19 protein-coding genes are annotated in these 19,853 nt (G+C 72.2%); 9 read left to right on the top strand and 10 right to left on the bottom strand.

The window, feature by feature from the left end:
- Positions 1-67: 67 nt before the first annotated feature.
- Together OHT61_RS28505 and OHT61_RS28500 are read right to left on the bottom strand one after the other, a co-directional pair.
- Complete coding sequence (locus tag OHT61_RS28505) at positions 68-844, bottom strand: DUF1206 domain-containing protein (protein WP_443049562.1); 777 nt, start codon at positions 842-844, stop codon at positions 68-70.
- A 144-nt stretch (positions 845-988) separates the two neighbouring features.
- Entirely contained in the window at positions 989-1,549 is a 561-nt protein-coding gene (locus OHT61_RS28500; RefSeq protein ID WP_329042149.1) for a DoxX family protein, read from the bottom strand.
- A gap of 322 nt (positions 1,550-1,871) precedes the next feature.
- On the opposite strand from OHT61_RS28500, the gene OHT61_RS28495 reads away from it, so the two are divergent.
- Together OHT61_RS28495 and OHT61_RS28490 are read left to right on the top strand one after the other, a co-directional pair.
- Positions 1,872-3,887, top strand: coding sequence for an NADPH-dependent 2,4-dienoyl-CoA reductase (locus OHT61_RS28495; protein ID WP_329043413.1), 2,016 nt, complete (start codon positions 1,872-1,874; stop codon positions 3,885-3,887).
- Positions 3,888-3,921: 34 nt separating this feature from the next.
- Positions 3,922-4,494, top strand: coding sequence for a PadR family transcriptional regulator (locus OHT61_RS28490; protein WP_329042148.1), 573 nt, complete (start codon positions 3,922-3,924; stop codon positions 4,492-4,494).
- Here the strand turns inward: OHT61_RS28490 and OHT61_RS28485 are convergent.
- Both OHT61_RS28485 and OHT61_RS28480 read right to left on the bottom strand, forming a co-directional pair.
- Positions 4,450-5,484 carry a hypothetical protein gene (locus tag OHT61_RS28485; protein WP_329042147.1) on the bottom strand — a complete coding sequence of 345 codons (1,035 nt, stop codon included), beginning with the start codon at positions 5,482-5,484 and terminating at the stop codon, positions 4,450-4,452. The genes OHT61_RS28490 and OHT61_RS28485 overlap by 45 nt on opposite strands.
- Positions 5,481-6,293, bottom strand: coding sequence for a phosphatase PAP2 family protein (locus OHT61_RS28480; protein ID WP_443049561.1), 813 nt, complete (start codon positions 6,291-6,293; stop codon positions 5,481-5,483). Before OHT61_RS28480 ends, OHT61_RS28485 begins: the two co-directional genes overlap by 4 nt.
- Before the next feature lie 161 nt (positions 6,294-6,454).
- On the opposite strand from OHT61_RS28480, the gene OHT61_RS28475 reads away from it, so the two are divergent.
- From OHT61_RS28475 to OHT61_RS28450, 6 genes are all read left to right on the top strand, one after another.
- The gene (locus OHT61_RS28475; protein WP_329042145.1) at positions 6,455-7,120 is read left to right on the top strand and encodes a TetR/AcrR family transcriptional regulator; all 666 of its coding nucleotides are present in this window, start codon (positions 6,455-6,457) and stop codon (positions 7,118-7,120) included.
- Between the two features lie 203 nt (positions 7,121-7,323).
- Positions 7,324-8,343 (top strand): SPFH domain-containing protein, encoded by a 1,020-nt coding sequence (locus OHT61_RS28470; RefSeq protein WP_329042144.1) that lies wholly within the window; start codon positions 7,324-7,326, stop codon positions 8,341-8,343.
- Positions 8,340-9,239 carry a hypothetical protein gene (locus OHT61_RS28465; protein WP_329042143.1) on the top strand — a complete coding sequence of 300 codons (900 nt, stop codon included), beginning with the start codon at positions 8,340-8,342 and terminating at the stop codon, positions 9,237-9,239. The genes OHT61_RS28470 and OHT61_RS28465 overlap by 4 nt, the downstream gene beginning before the upstream one ends.
- A 64-nt stretch (positions 9,240-9,303) precedes the next feature.
- The gene (locus OHT61_RS28460) at positions 9,304-9,822 is read left to right on the top strand and encodes a nucleotide triphosphate diphosphatase NUDT15 (RefSeq protein ID WP_329042142.1); all 519 of its coding nucleotides are present in this window, start codon (positions 9,304-9,306) and stop codon (positions 9,820-9,822) included.
- A gap of 50 nt (positions 9,823-9,872) precedes the next feature.
- Complete coding sequence (locus OHT61_RS28455) at positions 9,873-10,367, top strand: FBP domain-containing protein (protein WP_329042140.1); 495 nt, start codon at positions 9,873-9,875, stop codon at positions 10,365-10,367.
- A 71-nt stretch (positions 10,368-10,438) separates the two neighbouring features.
- Complete coding sequence (locus OHT61_RS28450; protein ID WP_329042138.1) at positions 10,439-10,846, top strand: SHOCT domain-containing protein; 408 nt, start codon at positions 10,439-10,441, stop codon at positions 10,844-10,846.
- Between the two features lie 129 nt (positions 10,847-10,975).
- Here the strand turns inward: OHT61_RS28450 and OHT61_RS28445 are convergent, their stop codons facing one another.
- The 6 genes from OHT61_RS28445 to OHT61_RS28420 form a co-directional block, all read right to left on the bottom strand.
- Entirely contained in the window at positions 10,976-13,006 is a 2,031-nt protein-coding gene (locus tag OHT61_RS28445) for a CocE/NonD family hydrolase (protein ID WP_329042137.1), read from the bottom strand.
- Positions 13,007-13,044: 38 nt separating this feature from the next.
- Positions 13,045-14,361, bottom strand: a complete 1,317-nt coding sequence (locus OHT61_RS28440; protein ID WP_329042135.1) for an ATP-grasp domain-containing protein — start codon at positions 14,359-14,361, stop codon at positions 13,045-13,047.
- Positions 14,362-14,583: 222 nt separating this feature from the next.
- Positions 14,584-15,210 (bottom strand): alpha-ketoglutarate-dependent dioxygenase AlkB, encoded by a 627-nt coding sequence (locus tag OHT61_RS28435; RefSeq protein WP_329042134.1) that lies wholly within the window; start codon positions 15,208-15,210, stop codon positions 14,584-14,586.
- A 102-nt stretch (positions 15,211-15,312) separates the two neighbouring features.
- Positions 15,313-16,209, bottom strand: a complete 897-nt coding sequence (locus tag OHT61_RS28430) for a phosphatase PAP2 family protein (RefSeq protein ID WP_329042133.1) — start codon at positions 16,207-16,209, stop codon at positions 15,313-15,315.
- Complete coding sequence (locus OHT61_RS28425; RefSeq protein ID WP_329042132.1) at positions 16,210-17,163, bottom strand: YihY/virulence factor BrkB family protein; 954 nt, start codon at positions 17,161-17,163, stop codon at positions 16,210-16,212.
- A 1-nt stretch (position 17,164) separates the two neighbouring features.
- On the bottom strand, positions 17,165-19,009 hold the full coding sequence (locus tag OHT61_RS28420) for a diacylglycerol kinase family protein (protein WP_329042131.1): 1,845 nt from the start codon (positions 19,007-19,009) through the stop codon (positions 17,165-17,167).
- Positions 19,010-19,394: 385 nt separating this feature from the next.
- Here OHT61_RS28420 and OHT61_RS28415 point away from each other — a divergent pair, with 385 nt between their 5' ends.
- Complete coding sequence (locus tag OHT61_RS28415) at positions 19,395-19,844, top strand: DUF5709 domain-containing protein (protein WP_329042130.1); 450 nt, start codon at positions 19,395-19,397, stop codon at positions 19,842-19,844.
- The last annotated feature ends 9 nt before the right edge of the window (positions 19,845-19,853 follow it).

Below are 19,853 nucleotides of genomic sequence, written 5' to 3'. Positions count from 1 at the left end.
CAGGGGCCTCGTCCCACGGGTCGGGCAGGCCACGGGCATCGTCCGACGCGCCGGAGCCGCCTTCCCGTCAGACCTTGCGCCAGCGGGCGTTGGCCCAGGAGAACAGGCCGAAAGCGGCAAGGCCGAGCGCGATGAGGACGAGCAGCCAGGGGCCCGCGGGGGTCTCGGTGAAGGAGCGCAGGGTGTCGTCCATGCCCTTGGCCCGGCCCGGTTCGTGCTGGACCGCCGCGGCGATGGCGAATCCGCCCGCCGTGGCGAAGACCGCGCCGCGGACGGTGCCGCCGAACACACCCACGACGTCGACCGCCTGACGGGTCCTCTTCGACATCTCGGTCATCTTCAGATGCTTGTGGTACTTGCGTGCGAGAGCGCGGAAGGCGATCCAGAGGCCGGCGCCCGTCACCACGGCTCCGGCGATCCCGACGATCCACTGGCCGCCGGTCCATTCCAGGGCGCGCGCGGTGACGTCGTCGGTCTGGCGGTCGCTGGACCCGCTGCCGCTCGACTTGTCACCGGCGGCGTACGAGAGGACGGAGTAGGAGACGAAGGCGTAGAAGACGAATCGCGCCGCCGCCATGGCCCGCTTCGAGGGCTTGTCGCCGTCGGCGCCGGCCTGGCCGAACAGCGCTTCGGAGAGGCGCCACAGGGCCATCCCCACCAGCGCCAGGCCGAGCGCCCAGAGCAGCACACTCCCGAAGGGCTTCTCGGCTATCTCCGCGATGGCGCCGCCTCGGTCGGCCTGCTTTCCGCCGCCGTCGGAGAAGGCGACGCGCAGGGCCAGGATCCCCACCAGGAGGTAGATCACGCCGCGCGCGACGAAGCCCGCGCGGGCCCCGACGTCCATGGCGCGGCTCCGCGCGGCTCTTCTGGCCTGACCTTGAGCGTTCGTCGACAGTGCGTTCGCATTCATGCACTGCCTGATGCCCCTGAAAAGGCGATCAATGCAGCGGACTCCCCGCGCGGGAGCGCCGCGCGTCCGCCCGGGAGGTCACGCGCCCGGCGAGGCGTCCTCGTCGGCGGCGGCCGCCTGTGCCTGCGCCGCCTGTCCCTTGGCCCGGCGGCCGACCACGGCCGCCGCGGCGAGAGCGCTGCCCGCGAAGGCGAGGGCCACGAACCACGACTGGTCGAACACGTGCCGGGTCGCATGGTCCAGGGAGTAGCGTCCGGCGCCCGTCAGTCCGATGGCTGCGGCGGTGAAGCCCAGGAAGGCCGGGTACTCATATCCGCCGCCGGTCGAGAAGAAGCCGGCCGGTGCATGGACGGCGACGGCTCCCGCCATCGTGCCGGCCGCCGCCGCGCCTGCCGCGGGAGTGGCGAGACCGAGGGCCAGCAGGACTCCTCCGCCCGCCTCGCCCAGCCCGGCCGCCAGGGCGCTGTGCTTCGGCGGGTGGAAGCCCATGGCCTCCATCGCCGCCGTGGTGCCCTCGATCCCTCCGCCGCCGAACAGGTGGCTCAGCTTCTGGGCACCGTGGATGGCCAGGACGGCGCCCGTACCGGCCCTGAGCACGAGGAGTCCGAGATCACGCCGGTTGATGCAGCTGCAACTCATGTGTTTCTCCTGTCGACGAGGAGGAGTAACGGCTCGAAGCCGTACCCGACCCACTCTCCTCGGCCTGAGGCGCGGGAGTCCGAAGGTGCTGCTCCATTCGTGGCGCGGCCTTGCGGGGACTGGGATGTGGACGTGGGCGAGGACGGACTCCGCACACCCGCATGGACGGACTCCGCACACCCACTCCGCAAGCCTGCGTGGACGGACCCCACCGGCCCGCGGAGCCGTGGGTGAACTGCGACGTACGTCATTGTGCAACTAGTTGCATAAGGCCGTCCGGGTGGTCTACAACTGGCTGGACGACACCTGCGAGGAGACCCGGATGAGCCCGTATCCCACCCTGCTGAGCCCCCTCGACCTCGGATTCACCACGCTCCCCAACCGGGTGCTGATGGGGTCCATGCACATCGGCCTTGAGGAGGTCGAGCGCGGCTTCGAGCGGATGGCGGCCTTCTACGCGGCCCGCGCCCGCGGCGGGGTGGGCCTCATCGTCACCGGTGGGATCGCGCCCAGCGACCGCGGGTGCTCCTTCCCCGGCGGGGCGAAGATGACCACGCAGGCGGAGGCGGAGCAGCACTCCGAGGTCACCGCGGCCGTCCACGCGGCGGGCGGGCGGATCGCGATGCAGATCCTGCACTTCGGGCGGTACGCCCACCACCCGGATCTGGTCGCGCCGAGCGCCCTCAAGGCCCCGATCAGCGGGTTCACCCCGCATGCGCTGACGGACGACGAGGTCGAGGAGACCATCGAGGACTTCGTCCGGGCCGCGGAACTCGCTCGGCGCGCGGGGTACGACGGGGTGGAGATCATGGGCTCCGAGGGCTACCTGATCAACGAGTTCATCGTCGCCGCGACCAACCACCGCGAGGACCGCTGGGGTGGCTCGTACGAAAACCGCATCCGCTTCCCCGTCGAGATCGTGCGGCGCGTCCGCGAGCGCGTCGGCCCGGACTTCATCCTGATCTACCGGCTGTCCATGCTCGACCTGGTGCCCGGCGGTTCCACGCTGCAGGAGGTCGTCCACCTCGCCCGCGAGATCGAGGCCGCCGGCGCGACGATCATCAACACGGGCATCGGCTGGCACGAGGCCCGTATCCCCACCATCGCCACCTCCGTCCCCCGCGGCGCCTTCACCTGGGTGACCGAGAAGGTCCGCGGCGCGGTCGCCGTGCCGCTGGTGACCAGCAACCGCATCAACACGCCCGAGCTCGCGGAAGAGGTCCTGGCATCAGGCCGCGCGGACATGGTCTCGATGGCGCGGCCCTTCCTCGCTGACCCGGACTTCGTGAGCAAGGCGGCCGAGGGCCGGGCCGACGCGATCAACACCTGTATCGGCTGCAACCAGGCGTGCCTGGACCACATCTTCAGCCTCAAGATCACCTCGTGCCTGGTGAACCCGCGCGCCTGCCACGAGACGGAACTCGTGCTCTCGGCGACCCGTGTCCGCAAGCGCGTCGCGGTCGTGGGCGCCGGCCCCGCGGGGCTGGCGTGCGCGGTGACCGCCGCGGAGCGCGGGCACGCGGTGACGCTGTTCGACGCCGCCGGTGAGATCGGCGGCCAGCTGAACGTGGCACGGCGCGTCCCCGGCAAGGAGGAGTTCGACGAGACCCTTCGCTACTTCCGCACCCGGCTCGCCGAGGAGGACGTCGAACTCCGGCTGAACACCCGCGCCACCGCCGCCACGCTGGAGGACTTCGACGAGGTCGTCCTGGCCACCGGCGTCGAGCCGCGCTCCCCCGCGATCCCCGGCGTCGGTCACCCCAGCGTCGTCAGCTACCTGGACGTCCTGCGCCACGGCGCTCCGGTCGGCGACCGGGTCGCGATCGTCGGGGCGGGCGGCATCGGGTTCGACGTCGCGGAGTTCCTGACCGACGGGGGCGAGGAGGCGAGCCTCGACCCGGAGGTCTTCTTCCGGCAGTGGGGTGTGGACACCGACTACGCGGACCGGGGCGGACTGAGGGCTCCGGAGCGTCCGAAGCCGGGTCGCACGGTGCACCTGATCCAGCGCAAGGCCACCAAGGTCGGGGCGGGGCTCGGCAGGACGACCGGGTGGATCCACCGCACCGAGCTGCGCCACCGGGGGGTGACGATGATCGCGGGCGCGTCGTACGACCTGATCGACGACGAGGGCCTGCACCTCACCGTGGACGGCGAGCAGCGACTCCTGCCGGTCGACACGGTGGTGCTCTGCGCCGGGCAGGAACCGCGCCGCGACCTGTACGAGGAGCTGCGTGCCGGCGGCCGGGCGGTGCATCTGATCGGAGGCGCGGACGTGGCCGCCGAGCTGGACGCGAAGCGGGCGATACGCCAGGGCACGGAGGTCGCCGCGGAGCTGTGACGGCGCGGCCCGCCGCCGTCTCTAGGATGCAGCCATGTCACTGCCGCACGCGATCCTCACCGCTCTCCTGGAGAAGCCCTCGTCGGGGCTGGAGCTGACGCGGAGGTTCGACCGGTCGATCGGCTACTTCTGGCCGTCCACGCACCAGCAGATCTACCGCGAGCTGGGAAGGCTGGAACAGGCCGGGCACATCCGGGTCCTTCCGGCGGCGCGGCCGGCCCGCGGCCGGAAGAAGGAGTACGAGGTCCTGCCGGCGGGCCGCGCCGAGCTGTCGGCCTGGGTCCGGCTCGCCGAGGACCCGCGGCCGGTACGCGATCCGCTGCTGCTGCGGATGCGGGCGGCGGCGGTGGTCGGGGCCCACGGGCTGGCCGGGGAGCTGCGCAGGCATCTGGCGATGCACCGCGAGCAGCTGGCGGAGTACCTGGAGATCGAGGAGAGGGACTTCCCTCCCGGGCTGACCTCGGAAGAGGACCGGCTGCGCCACCTGGTGCTGCGGGGAGGGATCGACCTGGAGACGTTCTGGACGGGCTGGCTGAGCCGCGCGGTCGAGGAGTTGGACGGTTCAGGTCCGCCGGTCGCCGCGGGCCCCGTGACCGGCGGACGCTAGCGGACGCCTCCTGGGCACCCTGACCGCCCTCGGCCGCTCGGTGAACGGTTCCGCCGTGCCCGGGGAGACCCGCTGCGGCGTCCGCGGAGCGACCGGGGCGGGGTTCGAGATGACGATCCTCGACGGTGTGGGCGCAGCCGGCAGCACCGAGGCCTCCTCGGCCGGGCTCGCCGCCTGTGCCCGGCTGAGCAGGACCACGCCCCGCACGGCGGCGAGGCCACCGAGGAGCGCGGGGGCCAGTCCGGCCGCCCCGCCCTGGAGCCGTTCGCCCAGCAGGACGAGTCCGATCGCGGCGGCCGCGACCGGGTTGGCAAGCGTGACCACCGCGAGCGGGGCGCCGAGACCGCCCCTGTAAGCGGTCTGCGCGAGCAGGAGACCGCCCACGGCGAAGAGGGAGACGAGCACCGCCACACCGACCAGCCGCCAGCTGAGCAGCGGCCCGGAATGGTCGGTGGCCGCGACGGTCAGGGTCTGGGTAAGGGCGGAGGCCACCCCCGAGGTGATGCCCGAGGCCGCCGCGTGCCGGAGGCCGGGCTTGGCACCCGGGCGGCTGAGCCCCGCCACGAGCGCCATCGTCACCGCACCGACGCCCAGGGCCTCGGGAAGGGTGAGGGTGTCGTGCGGTGCGGCGCCGCCCGCGGCCAGCAGCAGCGCGCCGAGGCCGAGGAGGGTGAGCAGTGTGCCGCGCCATTCCCTGCGGCTGACCCGGCGGCCCGCCGAACGCGCGCCGAGCGGCACGGCGGCGACGAGGGTGAGCGCGCCGAGCGGCTGGACGAGGGTGAGGGGGCCGTACTTAAGAGCCGCGACGTGCAGCAGTGCGCCGCCCGCGTTCAGGCCGACCGAGGACCACCAGGCGCCCCGGCCGAGCATGCGCAGCGTTCCTGTGGAGGAGTCGGTCCTGGCGGCGAGACGGGCCTGCGCCACCGCGGCGGAGGCGTAGGCGACGGCGGAGACCAGCGAGAGGGCGACGGCGATCAGTGTGGCGTTCATCGGCGCACCCCCGGGCGGGCGAGGACGGGCGAGGCGTAGGCCTGGGCGGGGACGGCGCCGGGCCACGACAGGTGGGCGGGGCCCCCGGTGCGCGGCAGGTGGAGCGCGGCGTAGGCCAGGGAGAGGAGGGCGGAGACCACCAGTGAGTCGAGCCAGTAGTGGTTCGCGGTGCCCACTATGACGATCAGGGTGATCAGCGGGTGCAGCAGCCAGAGCAGGCGCCACCGGGAGCGGGTGGCGACGATCAGTCCGACGGCGACGACGAGTGCCCAGCCGAAGTGCAGGGACGGCATGGCGGCGTACTGGTTGGCCATGGAGTCTCCGGCGGGGCTGTCGCCGTAAACCGAGGGGCCGTAGACCTGGCCGGTATCGACGAGGCCGGCGGCGTGCAGCATGCGCGGCGGTGCGAGCGGGAAGAGCAGGTGCAGCAGAAGTGCCGCTCCGGTGAGTGCGGTCAGGACGCGGCGTGACCAGACGTAGTGGTGCGGCCGACGCACGTACAGCCAGACGAGGAAGGCCAGGGTGGCCGGGAAGTGCACGGTCGCGTAGTAGGTGTTCGCCACCTCGACGAGGTGGCGGCCGTGCAGGAGAGCGCCCTGCACGATTCCCTCGTCGGGCAAGCCGGCGGCCCGCTCGAAGTTCCACACGTGTCCGGCGTTGCTGAAGGCTTCCTCGACGTGTCCGTTCGCGGCCTGGCGGCCGAGTTTGTAGACGAGGAAGAGTCCTGCGACCAGAAGAAGCTCGCGGACGAGGGGCGGTCGGGCTGAGGTGTCCGGCTCCCGGTCTGCAGGCTCGCTGCGGGTGTGCATCACCCGTGCCCCTTTGCTGACGGTGCGCTGTCATCGCGGCGGCATGGCCAGTCCGTGCCGCATCGATACGCCAGTGTACCGATACGTCGGCGTATCGGTACACGCGCGTATCGGTACACTGACGTACCGAGGTCCCGCCGCAGTCGCAGAGAGGGAATCAGATGCCGTCGCCCGGTTCCGCACAGGAGACATCGCTCGCGTCACGCCGGTCGAAGATCACACCGGAACGCCAGCAAGAGCTGTACGCCGCCGTGCTGGACCTGCTCCGGGAGAGCGGGTACGACTCGCTGACGATGGAGGGCGTGGCCTCGCGCACACGCTGCGGGAAGTCCACGCTCTACCGGCAGTGGGGGTCCAAGCCGGAACTGGTCGTCGCCGCCCTGCGCTGCGCCCGCAGGACGCTGCTCTCGGACATCGACACGGGCAGCCTGGCCGGCGACCTGCACGAGGCGGCCCGGGCGGTGGACGCGGCGTCCGGCCAGGACACCGCACTGATGCACGCGCTCGGTCACGCCGCGCTCCAGAATCAGGACCTGCTCATCGCGCTCCGCTCCACCCTGATCGCGCCGTCGATCGCGGCGATCGACACGATGGTCGAGCGCGCCGTGCGGCGCGGGGAGATCGCGGCCGACAACCCCGCCGCGGACTTCGTGGCCGCGCAGGTGATCGGAGCGATGCGCAGCAGGCCGCTGCTGGAAGGGCGCTATCCGGACGCGGGATTCCTCACCCGCTTCATCGAATGCGCCGTACTCCCCTCCCTCGGGCTTCCGAACTGCCCGACCGACCCCCCGCGCCCGGCCGGCGCCCCGGAGGACGGGACCCGATGAACGTGGGCCGTCGCTCCAGCGGATGACGACGGTCCACCTGCGCGCCGCACCGTGGGGACGGGGTCGGCGCACGAACGGAAGGCCGGCGGTTTCCACGGGAACCGCCGGCCTTCCGCGTTTAACACCCCCCTTTTCGTCCTCTTGACGATATGAGTCACGAGTCATTATCGTCTTCATGACGAGAAAAGAGGGGGTTCCGAGACATGGCCGACATCACCCGGCGCTTCGGCTGGCGGCACGTCCGCTCCGCGCCCACCGCCCACATCCGCCACCACAGGCGTGGCCGGCTCGCCCACGACGGTCCCGGCGCGAGCTTCTGGTTCCGCCCCCTCACCGCCGCACTCTCCGAGGTGCCGGTGGACGACCGCGAACTGGCGATGGCGTTCCACGCCCGTACCGCCGACTTCCAGGACGTCACCGTGCAGGCCACGGTGACCTACCGCATCAGCGATCCCGCCGAGGCCGCCGCTCGGCTCGACTTCTCCGTGCACCCCGACACCGGGGTCTGGCGCGGCGCACCCCTGGAGCAGATCGCGACCCTGCTGACCGAGACCGCCCAGCAGCACACCCTGGACGTCCTGGCCCGGACCCCTCTCGCGACGGCGCTCGTGGACGGCGTCTCCGCCGTACGGGAACGGGTCGCCGCGGGCCTCGCGGCGGAGCCCCGGCTGCCGGCCACCGGCATCGACCTGGTGGCCGTGCGCGTCGTGGCCATCCGGCCCGAGGCCGAGGTCGAGCGGGCCCTGCGCACCCCGGCCAGGGAACAGATCCAGCAGGAGGCCGACCGCTCGGTGTACGAGCGGCGGGCCGTCGCCGTCGAACGCGAACGCGCCATCGCCGAGAACGAGCTGGCCAGCAGGATCGAGCTCGCGCGGCGCGAGGAACAGCTGGTGGACCAGCGCGGCACCAACGCGCGCCGGGAGGCCGAGGAGAAGTCGGCCGCCGACGGGGTGCGTACGGAGGCGGAGGCGTCCCGCACCGTCCGGCTGGCCGCAGCCGAGGCGGAGGCGGCCCGGGAGACCGGCGCGGCCCGCGCGGAGGCGCAGGCCGCATGGCTGCGGGCGCACGCGGATGTGGACCCGCGCACGCTGCACGCCCTGGCGGCCACCCGGCTGGCCGAGAACCTGCCACGCATCGACAGCCTCACCCTCTCCCCCGACGTGCTGACGGGGCTGCTCGCCAGGCTCGGCAGGCCGGAGACGCAGACGGAGGCCGGGGCGTGAGCCTGGCGCCGCGCGCGGTGCTCGTGCACCGCACGACCGAGTACGAGGAACTGCTGGCCCGCCACGGGACGCACGGCCAGGCCGCGTTCGTGCTGGCCGGGCGCGGCAGGTCCCTCGACGAGGTGGCTGAGCGCCACCGGCGCAACGCCCGGGCGCTCGGCGACGTCGCCGCGGCGCTGCCCCTGAGGTGGCGCCGGACCCGGGTGGAGCGGGCGGACCTGGACCGCTTCCTCTTCGGTCCGGAGGACGTGGTCGTCGTGGTCGGACAGGACGGCCTGGTCGCCAACGTCGCGAAGTACCTCTCCGGTCAGCCGGTGGTGGGCATCGACGCCGACCCGGGGCGCAATCCCGGGGTCCTCGTGCGGCACCGGGCGAAGGACACGGCGGCTCTCTGCCGCGCCGCCCTGGGGCCGCGTGCCCGGACGGACGCACTCACGATGACCGAGGCCGTCGCCGACGACACCCAGCGGCTCCTCGCGCTCAACGAGATCTACCTCGGCCCGCCCGGGCACCAGACCGCCCGCTACCGCATCGGACCGGACGCGGCTCCCGGCGCCGCCGAGGCCCAGGCCTCCTCGGGGGTCCTGGTCGGCACGGGCACGGGCTCGACCGGCTGGCTGCGCTCCCTCTGGCTCGAACGCGGCAGCACGGTGCGACTGCCCGCACCCTCGGAGCCGAGGCTGGTCTGGTTCGTGCGCGAGGCCTGGCCCTCGCCGGTCACCGGCACCTCCGTGGTAGCGGGTGAGCTGGGGCGCGGCGACGCCCTCAGGCTCACCGTCGAGTCGGACCGGATGGTGGTGTTCGGCGACGGAATGGAGTCCGACGCACTGGAACTGACGTGGGGCCAGTCCGTCCGCCTCGGGGTCTCCGACACCTCACTCAACCTGGTCGCGTAGCTCCGCGTGTGAGGATGTCGGAGCCCGACGCCCCGCATCCGACCCGACGGGAGCAGCACAGCGCATGACCGGTGATTCCATGGACGCCCCCACCCGCAACACCCGTCCGCCGCTGGCCCAGGCGGCCTTCGGCGTGGGTGTCGTCGTCGAGGACGAGGACGGCAGGATCCTCCTCGGCAGGCACCGCGACGGAACGTGGGAGCTGCCGGGCGGCAAGATCGACCCGACGCACGAGTCGGTGGCGGCGGCGGCCGTCCGCGAACTGCGCGAGGAGACGGGTCTGCGGGTGCCCGAGGAGGCGGTGACCGTCTTCGCGATGCTCCACGACGTGGTGGGCGGCATCAACAGGATCAGCATGGCGGCGCTGGTGCGGGCGGGCTCGGGGGCCGCCCGGGTCACGGAGCCCCACCTCATCAGCGTGTGGCGGTGGACCGCCCTCGACGAGCTGCCCGGTCCGCTGTTCCACCCCTCGGCCCAGATCCTGGCCGCCTGGCGCCCGGACCTGGGCATCACGCACCCGGCCGCACACCGTCTGCCGATCGGGCCCGCTGCCCCGCCCGCAGCGGACCAGGCCGCGACCTAAGTCAATTAACCATTTGCCTAGGGCTCATAGGCAGAGTTAGTTTCACTGCCATGAGAGCCGTCAGCGAGCAGGACATCCGAGCGTCGTTCGTCAACTGTTCGAAGGGCGAGGCGAAGCGTCTGCCCCTGCCCCGCGACCTGGAGGAGCGCCCCTGGGAGCACCTGGACTTCCTGGGGTGGCGCGACCTCTCCGCCCCGGACCGGAGCTACATCGTCACCGAACTGCGCGGCGAGCTGACGGGTGTCACCCTCCGCTTCCCGTCCCAGCAGCGAGGCTTCCTGCACCGCAGCATGTGCTCGGTCTGCCTGACCACACACCCGGGCAGCGGCGTCTCCCTGATGACCGCCCGCAAGCGCGGACAGGCGGGCAGGGACGGCAACTCGGTGGGGATCTACGTCTGCACCGACCTCGACTGTTCGCTGTACGTACGCGGCAGGAAGTCGCCCGCACCCGGAGGGCGCTTCGAGGAGTCTCTGACCGTGGAACAGCAGATCGAGCGGACGCGGACGAAGCTGTCGGCCTTCCTGGACCTGCTCGCGGCCTGATCGGCACGAAATGCGGCTGATCGTGAGTGGATGTACCAATAAGGGACCATCCGCACGATCGGAGTAGGCCCATGGACGACTATCCGCTCCTGAACCTCTTCCTGACCATGATGTACCTGTTCCTGTGGGTGCTGTGGTTCTTCCTGCTGTTCAAGGTCGTCACGGACATCTTCCGCGACCATTCGCTGAACGGCTGGGCCAAGGCGGTGTGGGTGGTCTTCGTGATCGTGCTGCCCTACGTGGGCGTGCTCGTCTACCTGATCGTGCGCGGCAGGGGCATGGGGCGCCGCGAGGCCAAGGAGGCGGAGGCGCGCGAGGCGTCCTTCCGGCAGTACGTGAAGCAGGCAGCGGCCTCCGACGGCGAACCGTCGGGCGCCGGCGGCCACGTGTCCGACCTCGCCAAACTCGCGGATCTCAAGGACAAGGGCCACCTCAGCCAGGAGGAGTACGAGAGGGCCAAGCAGAAGCTTCTCGCCTGACGCGGACCGGCCCGCGACGCGCTCCCGGCAGGGGGGCGGTACGGCGGGTGCGTGGCCGCCGGTCGCGCAGACGCACGGAGGCGGCACCCGGATCCCCGGGTGCCGCCTCCGTGCGTACGGGCCTGGAGGTCAGACGTTCTCCCTCGGGATCCGTTCGTTCCAGGTCCGGGAGAACACCCTGCGTCCGGCCTCGTAGCCGTCCAGGGTCGCGTCCACGTGGAACGCCTCCGCGTCCGAGGTCAGCACGGTCCGCGTCTCGACCCGGACGTCCCAGTCCGAGCGCCGGAACCGCATCTCCCACGCCGACTCCCCGCGCACCGATCCGAAGTCCTCACCGACCCAGCTGTACTGCTCGCAGGCCCGCAGGCCCGTCTCGATCCCGTTGGCCTCGTACCGTTCGAGTCCCCGGTCCTTCACGATGTCCAGCACCGATCGGTAGTCGACCAGGTCCCTGGAGACGGTCCACGCCTGCTCGGGTTCGCTCAGCCGGGTGACGGCGGGGGGCGCGCAGCCCTCGGGCTCGCCGAACGGCGACAGGGCCGCGTCCTCCGGTACGTCGGCCGGGCGGACCGGGAGCGTCAGGCTGCTCCCCGGCTCGTGGACGCTGAGCAGCACGGGCTCGGGGGCCGGCCAGACCAGCGGCCAGTACGAGGTCGACAGCGACAGCCTGATGCGGTGTCCCGCCGGGAACGCCTGCGCGACGCTGTGCAGCGGTACGCGCACCCGGTATCGCCTGCCGGGCTCCAGGGCTTCGGGGCTCTCCTCGCCGTCGCGGTGGGCGAGGTTGAGCACCCCGTACGTGACCCGGGTCGAGCGCCCGTCCGGTGCCACGTCGGACAGCCTGACGTTCAGCTGGGCGAGCGGCGCGTCGGCGGACACCTCCACGGTGACGGAGGGGGCGCCGAGGATCTCCATGCGGCCGGCCAGCGGCGCCGTCTGGAAGACGAGCGAGCCGCCGTCCTCCTCGCGCTGGTCGTACGGCAGGTCCGGCGGGGCGTTGTACGAGGCCCACTTTCCGGCGAACTGGCCGACGGAGAGCGGCGACTGCACCGTGTGGACGCGGTCCTCCTGTTCCCTGTCGTCGTCCGGCATACCGAGGGCGCCGTCGAGCAGCGGGAAGACCGACTCACCGATGTTCGGCGAGGGCCAGGACGGCTCGCCGACCCAGCGTCCGGGCCGCTCCTCGTAGGAGGTGGACGGCGGGACGCTCTCCTGCATCCACGCGGTGAGCATCGGCCCGTCCATGACGCCGTTGTCGACGCCCTTGAGCCAGTGGTCCCACCAGCGCACCACTTCCTGGAGGTATCCGATGGCCGGCCCCGGTTCGCCGAGGTGGGGAAGCTTGTGCGACCACGGGCCGATGAGGCCCTTGCGGGGTACGTCGACGTTGCTCAGCAGCCTGGTCACGGCGTTGGAGTAGCCGTCGGCCCAGCCGCTCGACGCGAGCACCGGGCAGCGCAGGGCGGAGTAGTCCTCGCTCAGGCTGGCATGGCGCCAGTAGTCGTCCCGCTGCTGGTGGCGCAGCCACTCCAGGACCCAGGGGCGAGAGGCGTCCATCCGCTCGCGCCACATCTCACGCCAGCGTTCGCCGGCCACGGCCGGATCGGGCGGGCACGTCGCGTAGGCGAACATGGTGCCTGCCTCGGCGAGGTTGTCGGAGAGCATCGCGCCGCCGAGGTAGTGCATGTCGTCGGCGTACCGGTCGTCGGTGAACGACGAGATGCAGATGGCGCGCAGGCTCGGCGGCCTGCGCGCGGCCACCTGGAGTGCGGCGAAGGCTCCCCAGGAGATGCCCATCATGCCGGTGCTTCCGTCGCACCACGGCTGGTCGGCTAGCCAGGCCAGGACCGTCTCGGCGTCGGTCTGTTCCTGCTCCAGGTACTCGTCCAGGAGCACCCCCTCCGACTCGCCGGTCCCCCGCACGTCGACCCGTACGCAGGCGTATCCGTGCCCCGCGATGTAGGGGTGGTGGATCGCGTCACGGGTCGAGGTGAGGTCGTTCTTCCGGTACGGGATGTACTCCAGTACGGCCGGCACGGGTTCGGCGTCCGAGGCGGTCGGGCGCCAGATGCGGGCGGAGAGCCGGACGCCGTCCGGCATGGGGATGGTGACGTTGTTCTCTTCCTTGACCGCGCAGGGCAGTTGATCCACGTAGCGCATGCCTGTGCGACCTCCTTTCGTCGTGCTGGTCCGGCCCCTCACCGGGTCTTCCTGCCGCGCTCCCCCGGCTCCGTCTCGTCGAAGGTGAGCCCGAGGGCGGCCACGCACCGGTCGAACTTGCGGCGGATGTCGTCCTCGTCGTCGCCCCCGGTGAAGATGTGGGCGACCTCGTAGCTGTAACTGTCCTGCTGGGAGACGGTGGAGAGCTTCTGCCCCTCCTCGGGCACCACGTCGATGCGCACCCCGGGTATCTCCGCCTCGATCGCGGCGATGCGCTCCGGCGTGGGCACCTCGTGGACCTTCCCGTCGCCGAACCAGCGGTAGTACCACTTGGCGGCCACCGCGTACGGACCCCGGGCGCCGGTCAGCGTGGGGTCGTTGCCGAGGGCGAGGCTGAGCATGCGGTGATGGTTCGGGGCTCCGTCGACGTAGTCGAAGAGTTCGGCGTGGGACTGCGAGTGCCGGGGGTTGATCTCCAGCAGGGCGATGTCGGCGGTCTTCGGGTCGTAGAAGTACTCGATGCTGAAGGTGGCTGACTCCATGCCGATCTGACGCATCGTCCGCTCGCTGACGTCGTGCAGCTTCCGGATGACCGGGGCCGGGAGGGCGCTCGGGTACTGGTGGCGCAGGAAGCAGGGTGACGCCGGGTAGTTGATCGAGTCCAGCACGCCGTAGACGGTGACCTCGCCCTCGTGGACGTAGCCCTCGACGGCGACCTGGATGCCGGTCATGGTCTCCTCGGCCAGACAGACCTGGCCTCCCACTCCCTGCATCTCCGGCGGAAGTTCGAGCAGTTCGAGCACGGAGTCGAAGGGCTTGCCGACCCGGCCGATGCCCTCGCGGATCCGGTCGACCGCGGTTCTGAACTCGGCCATGTCCGACACCCCGTAGGCCAGTTCGGACGAGTAGGCCAGGGCGGGCTTGAGCCACATGGGGAAGTTCACGCCCTCCGGCGGCTTCGGGTCGTCGGTGTCCAGGTCCACCCGGCCGAAGCTGGGGTACTCGTCGATGACCTTCTGCTGTTCGAGCCGGCTCCAGTACTTGTGCTCGCACTTGACCACGGACTCCAGGCTCGTCGTACGCACGCCGTACTCCTTGCCGAGCATCGGGACGAGGGTGCTCACCGGGAAGTCCCAGTAACCGACTATCGCGTCGATGCTGCCGTCGTGCGCGTCGAGGACGGCGCGGGCGCGGTCCATCAGCACGGGCACGGAGACCTCGCCCTCCTGGAGTTCGTCGATGCCCAACAGGCGGTGGAACCTGTACGAGTCGGCGTCCGGGACGGCTTCCAGTGTTGGAAGGTTCGCGTCGTCGAGGCCGATGACGAAGACGTTCTTGGGCAGCTCCTGGGGCACGTTCGTATCCTTTCGAGCGGAAATGTTCCCGTACGTCGGATCGCCTGCCCGGTCGGACGGCCTCCATGCGAAGCCTTTGCTCCGGGGCACGCGGCAGCCCGCGCGCGGGTGGGGTGCATGCGGCTCGCGTGCCCCGTGGCTGCCGACCGATGCGTACGCCCCTCGTCGCCCCGGGTGTCCCGGACGGCGCGCCCTCCCCCGGCCTCTCCCCGCCGGACCGTGTCAGCGCACCCCGCGGGTGCGGTACTGGACGCTGATCCGCGGGCCCTTGGCGTGCGCGGTCTTGGGGATGGCGTGCTGCCAGGTGCGCTGGCAGGACCCGCCCATGACGATCAGGTCGCCGTGCCCCAGCGGCCGGCGCACGACGTCACCGCCACCGACCGGGCGCAGGAGCAGATCACGCGGGGCACCGAGGGAGAGGATCGCCACCATCGTGTCCTCGTGCCTGCTGCGCCCGCTCAGGTCGCCGTGCCAGGCGACGCTGTCGCGGCCGTCCCGGTAGTAGCACAGCCCCGCCGTGGTGAAGGGCTCACCGAGTTCGCCGGCGTAGTGGGAGGACAGCGCCTCCCGGGCGTCGGCGAGGAGCGGGTGGGGCAGCGCGTCGCCCTCGCGGTAGTGGGCGAGCAGGCGCGGCACGTCGACCATCCGGTCGTACATCTGCCGGCGCTCGGCCTGCCAGGGCACGTCGGTCACGAGCCCGCCGAAGAGGTCGTCGGCGCCGCCCAGCCAGCCGGGCAGCAGGTCGATCCAGGCCCCCTCGCCCAGGACCGTGCGGTGCAGCCCGGCGAGCGGCCCGAGGCCCGGACTGCCGGCCTGGTCGAACAGCGAACCCTGGAGAGGTAGGGACATGGGAGCCAGTCTAGCGGCGCATTAGAACAAACGTTCCCTTACCGCGGATGGCGGCAGCAGGGACCGGCCGGAATCGCCGGATGCGTGCCGTCCGCCGGACGTCTACCGGGGATCCGCCGGCCCCGGGCCGGAGGGCCCGTCCGGCTCCGTACCGTGCGCAGGCGAACGGCGCGGATGCGTACCCGGCGATTCGGGACCGGGTCTCCCGGGGGCCGGATCCTCGGGGTCCGGTCCCTCGGGGTCGTCACCGCTCAGCTCCGGTTCCAGGCCCTCGGCCACCTCGGTCCGGCCCATACCCGCGTCCGCGCGCCACGCCTCGAAGGACCAGCCGGTCAGTGCGACCACCGCCAGCCCGAGCATCCAGCCGCCGACCACGTCACTGAACCAGTGGACACCCAGCGCGATACGGGTGAATCCGACCCCGAGCACCGAGACCGCCGCCACGGCCCAGCACAGGGGGCGCAGACCCCTGCGCACCATGGGCAGCAGGACGAGCAGCAGGATCGCGAAGGAGGTCGTGGCCGTCATCGCGTGGCCGGAGGGGAACGAGAAGCCCGGGGCGTGCGCCACCGGATCCGGGAGCACCGGCCTCGCCCGCTCGACCACGGTCTTCGCGAGCAGCCCCGTCAGTCCTCCGGCGACCGCCGTGACCGCCGCCCACGCGGCGAGCCGCCACGCCCGGCGGTACACCAGCCACAGGGTGAGCAACGCCACCGCCGCGCGCAGGGTCAGCGGATCCCACACCACGTCCGAGAAGAAGCGCAGGGTGCCGGTCCAGGCCGGGTGGTCCAGGGCGGCCCGGTTCAGCCACCGGGCCGCGCCCGCGTCGAGGCGCCGCAGCGGATGCCACCCGCTCTCCACGAGGACCAGCAGCAGGCCGAACAGGACCGCCGCGACGGCTCCGACGGCGACGGAGCCGAACAGCCGGATGCCGAACCTCCGGTCGGCGTCCTGACGGGTGCGCCGACGGGCGGCCGGCGCGGCGGGGCGGAAGGACATTCAGGCTCCTGGATCGGGTTCTACGGGGCCGGGGCGCTTGGCCCGCACCGCCTCGAGCTGGGCGGCGAAGGACAGGCCGAGGAAGAGGGCGATGGAGGTGAGGTAGGCCCACAGCAGCAGCGACATGAACGCCGTCAGCGGGCCGTACACGGTGTCGAAGGAACCGCTGACCGAGAGGTAGAGGCTCAGGAGCCACGTCAGCGTGGTCCACAGGACCAGGTAGACGGCCGCGCCGAAGGCGAGCCAGGTGTAGCCGGGCTGCCGCCGTCTCGGCGAGCGGCGGAATATCGCGCTCGCCGAGAGGATGACGAGCAGCATCCCGGCGGGCCAGCGCAGCAGGTCCCAGGCGGACCGGGACCCGTCCCCGAGGTCGTAGACGTCGACGACGGCGGCCACCAGGTCACCGCCGGCCACCATGGCGACGAAGCCGACGCCGAGGGGGATTCCGGCGGTCAGCGACATCACCAGGCCCCGCAGGTACTTCCGGTGGAACACCCGGTCCCGCTCGACCCCGTAGATCCGGTTGGCGCCGCGCTCGATCTGGCACATCGCGGTCGTCGTGTTGGTGAGCGAGAAGACCAGCCCGAACCAGAGGGCGAGCTGGGCCCCGTCGTCGGCGTGGCGCCGGCTGCGGTCCAGCGCGTCGTCCACCACCTCGGCGCTGGGGCCCGCCGTGATCCGGTGGATCGTCAGTTCCGCGACCCTGCCCAGGTCCTCCGTATGCAGGGCGGTGGACAGCCCGACGAAGGCGATGACGAGCGGGACCACGGCCAGCACGGTCTGCAGGGCGAGCGCCCGGGAGTGGCTGAACCCGTCCGCGTACCGGAAGCGGACGAAGGAGTCGCGCAGCAGCGGCCAGCGGCCGTAGCGGCGGAGCGTGGCGAGCGCCTCGTCACCGGAGAGCTCGCTGCCGATCATGTCGCGGGTCTGCGGGACCCGGGTGGCGGTACCCACGTCACTCCCCCCGGACGGGCATGAGCACGGTCAGCGCGCCGGGCCTGACCTGGGCGGTGAGGTGCCGTCCGGCCGCGACGGGGTCGCCGTCGAGCTCGCGGGGCTGCGGTGCGTCGAAGCGGATCTCGGCGCGGCGGAAGGTGAAGTACTCGACGGACCGGTGCGAGCCGGGAGTATCCGGGCCGGTCCTCGCCTCCTCGCCCCTCCCCGCGTCCCCGCCCGTCCTCGCGTCCGGACCGGCCTTCGCGTGCGGTCGGGGACGCAGGAGCGATCCGGCGGCGCTCAGCCATCCCGCCGGTCCGCGCGGGTCGAGGATCAGCAGGTCGAGAAGCCCGTCGTCGGGCCGGGCGTCCGGCACCAGGGCCGCCCCGCCCTGCACCTTGCCGGTGTTGGCGATGAGCACCATCCGGGCACTGCGCCGCACGGGCTTGGCCCCGTCCACGGAGACCGTGAGACGCATCCGGGGCGCGCGCAGCTCCCGCAGACCGGCCATCACATAGGCGGGCCACCCGATGACGGCCTTGGCCCGGTCGCTGGTGCCCTCCAGCATCGCGGCGTCGAGCCCCGCGCCGGACATCACGGTGAAGTGGGTGGGAGCCAGCCCGTCGCCCTCGATCAGACCGAGGTCGATCCGGCGCGGGGTGCCGCCGAGCGACACGGCCAGCGCCTCGGCGGGCTTCACCGGCAGACCCAGGTTGCGGGCCAGGAGGTTTCCCGTCCCGCAGGGCACCACGACGAGCGGTACATCCGTGCCGGCCAGCGCCTCGGCCGCCGCGCGGACCGTGCCGTCGCCCCCGCAGACCACGACGAGCGTCGCACCGTCCCGCACCGCGTCGGCCGTCTGGCCCTCGCCGGGGTCGTCTGCGGTGGTCGGTACGAACGCGGCCCCGTGGTGGCCGTGGTCCTCCAGGACCTGCAGCAGGGCGCTGCGGGCGTCCTCGTCGGTGACCGTGGGGTTGTAGACGACGGTGGTACGGCCGGCGGGCCGCTCGGGCGGGGCCGTGCGGGGCACGTCCGTCACCTCGCCGGAGGGTGCCGGCGCGGGGACGTGCGGCCCGGTCAGCAGGGCACGGCCGACGATCAGGAGGGAGAGCCCGCCGTTGAGGAGGCCGCCCGCGACATCCGAGGGGTGGTGCATGCCCCGGTACATCCGGGCGAGGCCGACCAGCAGGGGCACGAGCAGCAGCAGGGCTGCGACGACCTTGCGCCAGGGGCCCTTCACGCGGTGCAGGACGAGCACGGCGAGACCGGCGTAGAGAGCCGTCGCGGCCCCCGTGTGGCCCGAGGTGTAGCTCGATGTCGGGGGTGAGGGGTCGAGGCGTTCGACGTCCGGCCGGTTGCGGTCCACCGCCTCGGTGATGGCCAGGAAGACCAGGGACTGCAACGACACGCCGACGGCCAGGAAGATCGCGTCGCGCCACCGGGGCAGCCTGGGCACGAGGAGGAGGACCAGGCAGCTGATGAGGGTGCCGATGACGACCGTGGCGGTGTTCCCCGCCTCGGACACGACGAGGGACACGTTGTCGAGGGTCGCGGTGCGGACGCGCTCCAGCCCGTCGGTCACCGCGTCCTCGGCCGTCAGCGGCCAGACGCCGGCGGCGGGCCCGGTGATCAGCAGCCCGAGGCCCACCATCAGGGCGGCCTGGCAGACCGCCGTCGAGGCGATGATGCCCACGGCCCGGCCGTTCCCCCCGGCGGTCGCCGGTACCTGCGGCGCGTTCACGTCGCCGGACCGTCCGCCTGCCGGGGACGGCAGGGGTACGGCGCTGTCGGCGGGATACGGGGACGCGGCGGCGACGTGGGCGTCCGCGAGGGCTGCGGGTCTCTCCGGTATGTCGGTCGGCATGTCGTTCCCGTCGTTCGGTGGCCTGTGGGCGTGTGGGTGCGGGGCTGGATCCCGGCGTCTCGCCGTCTGCCCGCTCCCGGCCTCTTGAGACCTGTCGTTCCGCACCGGTCCGCGCCCGTGCCCCGGCGGGCCGGCGATCCGGCCCCCGGTCGCACCGTCCTGGGATCGGCCATAAGCTGCCGGGGCCGAGGGGTCACGGCCTCGATGGGGCTGACCAGGCCTTCTGTCCCCCCGGCTGCCGCGATGGCCGATGGATCGGGCGGACGGACGTCCGTGGGAAGACGGATCCATGACTCGCCCTCACGTGGGCAGGAGAGCGGCGACGCCGCAGACCCGGCTACGGGCTACGGCGGACGCGGCATACCTCAAGGGAAGGAGCGACCGGATGTCGGACGAAGGACGCGGTGACGACGTCTACCAGCCGGACGGGTCCGATGCGGACAACCGGCCGACGGACGAGCTCGATCCGGAGAACGTGCTCGACGAGCCCGACCTCGACGACGTACTGGACTCGGGCTACTCCCCGCCCGAGAAGCCTCTGGGCGTGACGAAGTACGGCACGACCGACGAGGAGCAGAGGGAGGGCGAGTCCCTCGACATGCGCCTCTCGCAGGAGGAACCGGAGCCGGACCCGGTCCTGGCGGACGGTCCCGAGGACAACGGTCCGGAGGAGGACGACGCGGGGGACGAGCGTGCGGGACGCGTCGCCGAGGCGGACGAGGCGGACCAGTTGCGCAACAACCGGGTGATGGGCCGCGACGTGGGCATCGACGGTGGCGCGGCCTCCGCGGAGGAGGCGGCGGTCCACATCCAGGACGACGACCGCGGCGTCTGAGCTGCGGAG

This window comes from Streptomyces sp. NBC_00178 (genome assembly GCF_036206005.1).
In the GTDB taxonomy this organism is placed as follows: domain Bacteria; phylum Actinomycetota; class Actinomycetes; order Streptomycetales; family Streptomycetaceae; genus Streptomyces.
Note: the sequence above shows the minus strand (reverse complement) of the source record. Positions and strands in the feature narration are given on the sequence as shown.

Bases quoted from the DNA above. Each gene is read 5' to 3' on its own strand.
- OHT61_RS28505 (WP_443049562.1), bottom strand. From the start codon at position 844: ATGGACGTCGGGGCCCGCGCGGGCTTCGTCGCGCGCGGCGTGATCTAC.
- OHT61_RS28500 (WP_329042149.1), bottom strand. From the start codon at position 1,549: ATGAGTTGCAGCTGCATCAACCGGCGTGATCTCGGACTCCTCGTGCTC.
- OHT61_RS28495 (WP_329043413.1), top strand. From the start codon at position 1,872: ATGAGCCCGTATCCCACCCTGCTGAGCCCCCTCGACCTCGGATTCACC.
- OHT61_RS28490 (WP_329042148.1), top strand. From the start codon at position 3,922: ATGTCACTGCCGCACGCGATCCTCACCGCTCTCCTGGAGAAGCCCTCG.
- OHT61_RS28485 (WP_329042147.1), bottom strand. From the start codon at position 5,484: ATGAACGCCACACTGATCGCCGTCGCCCTCTCGCTGGTCTCCGCCGTC.
- OHT61_RS28480 (WP_443049561.1), bottom strand. From the start codon at position 6,293: ATGCACACCCGCAGCGAGCCTGCAGACCGGGAGCCGGACACCTCAGCC.
- OHT61_RS28475 (WP_329042145.1), top strand. From the start codon at position 6,455: ATGCCGTCGCCCGGTTCCGCACAGGAGACATCGCTCGCGTCACGCCGG.
- OHT61_RS28470 (WP_329042144.1), top strand. From the start codon at position 7,324: ATGGCCGACATCACCCGGCGCTTCGGCTGGCGGCACGTCCGCTCCGCG.
- OHT61_RS28460 (WP_329042142.1), top strand. From the start codon at position 9,304: ATGACCGGTGATTCCATGGACGCCCCCACCCGCAACACCCGTCCGCCG.
- OHT61_RS28455 (WP_329042140.1), top strand. From the start codon at position 9,873: ATGAGAGCCGTCAGCGAGCAGGACATCCGAGCGTCGTTCGTCAACTGT.
- OHT61_RS28450 (WP_329042138.1), top strand. From the start codon at position 10,439: ATGGACGACTATCCGCTCCTGAACCTCTTCCTGACCATGATGTACCTG.
- OHT61_RS28445 (WP_329042137.1), bottom strand. From the start codon at position 13,006: ATGCGCTACGTGGATCAACTGCCCTGCGCGGTCAAGGAAGAGAACAAC.
- OHT61_RS28435 (WP_329042134.1), bottom strand. From the start codon at position 15,210: ATGTCCCTACCTCTCCAGGGTTCGCTGTTCGACCAGGCCGGCAGTCCG.
- OHT61_RS28430 (WP_329042133.1), bottom strand. From the start codon at position 16,209: ATGTCCTTCCGCCCCGCCGCGCCGGCCGCCCGTCGGCGCACCCGTCAG.
- OHT61_RS28420 (WP_329042131.1), bottom strand. From the start codon at position 19,009: ATGCCGACCGACATACCGGAGAGACCCGCAGCCCTCGCGGACGCCCAC.
- OHT61_RS28415 (WP_329042130.1), top strand. From the start codon at position 19,395: ATGTCGGACGAAGGACGCGGTGACGACGTCTACCAGCCGGACGGGTCC.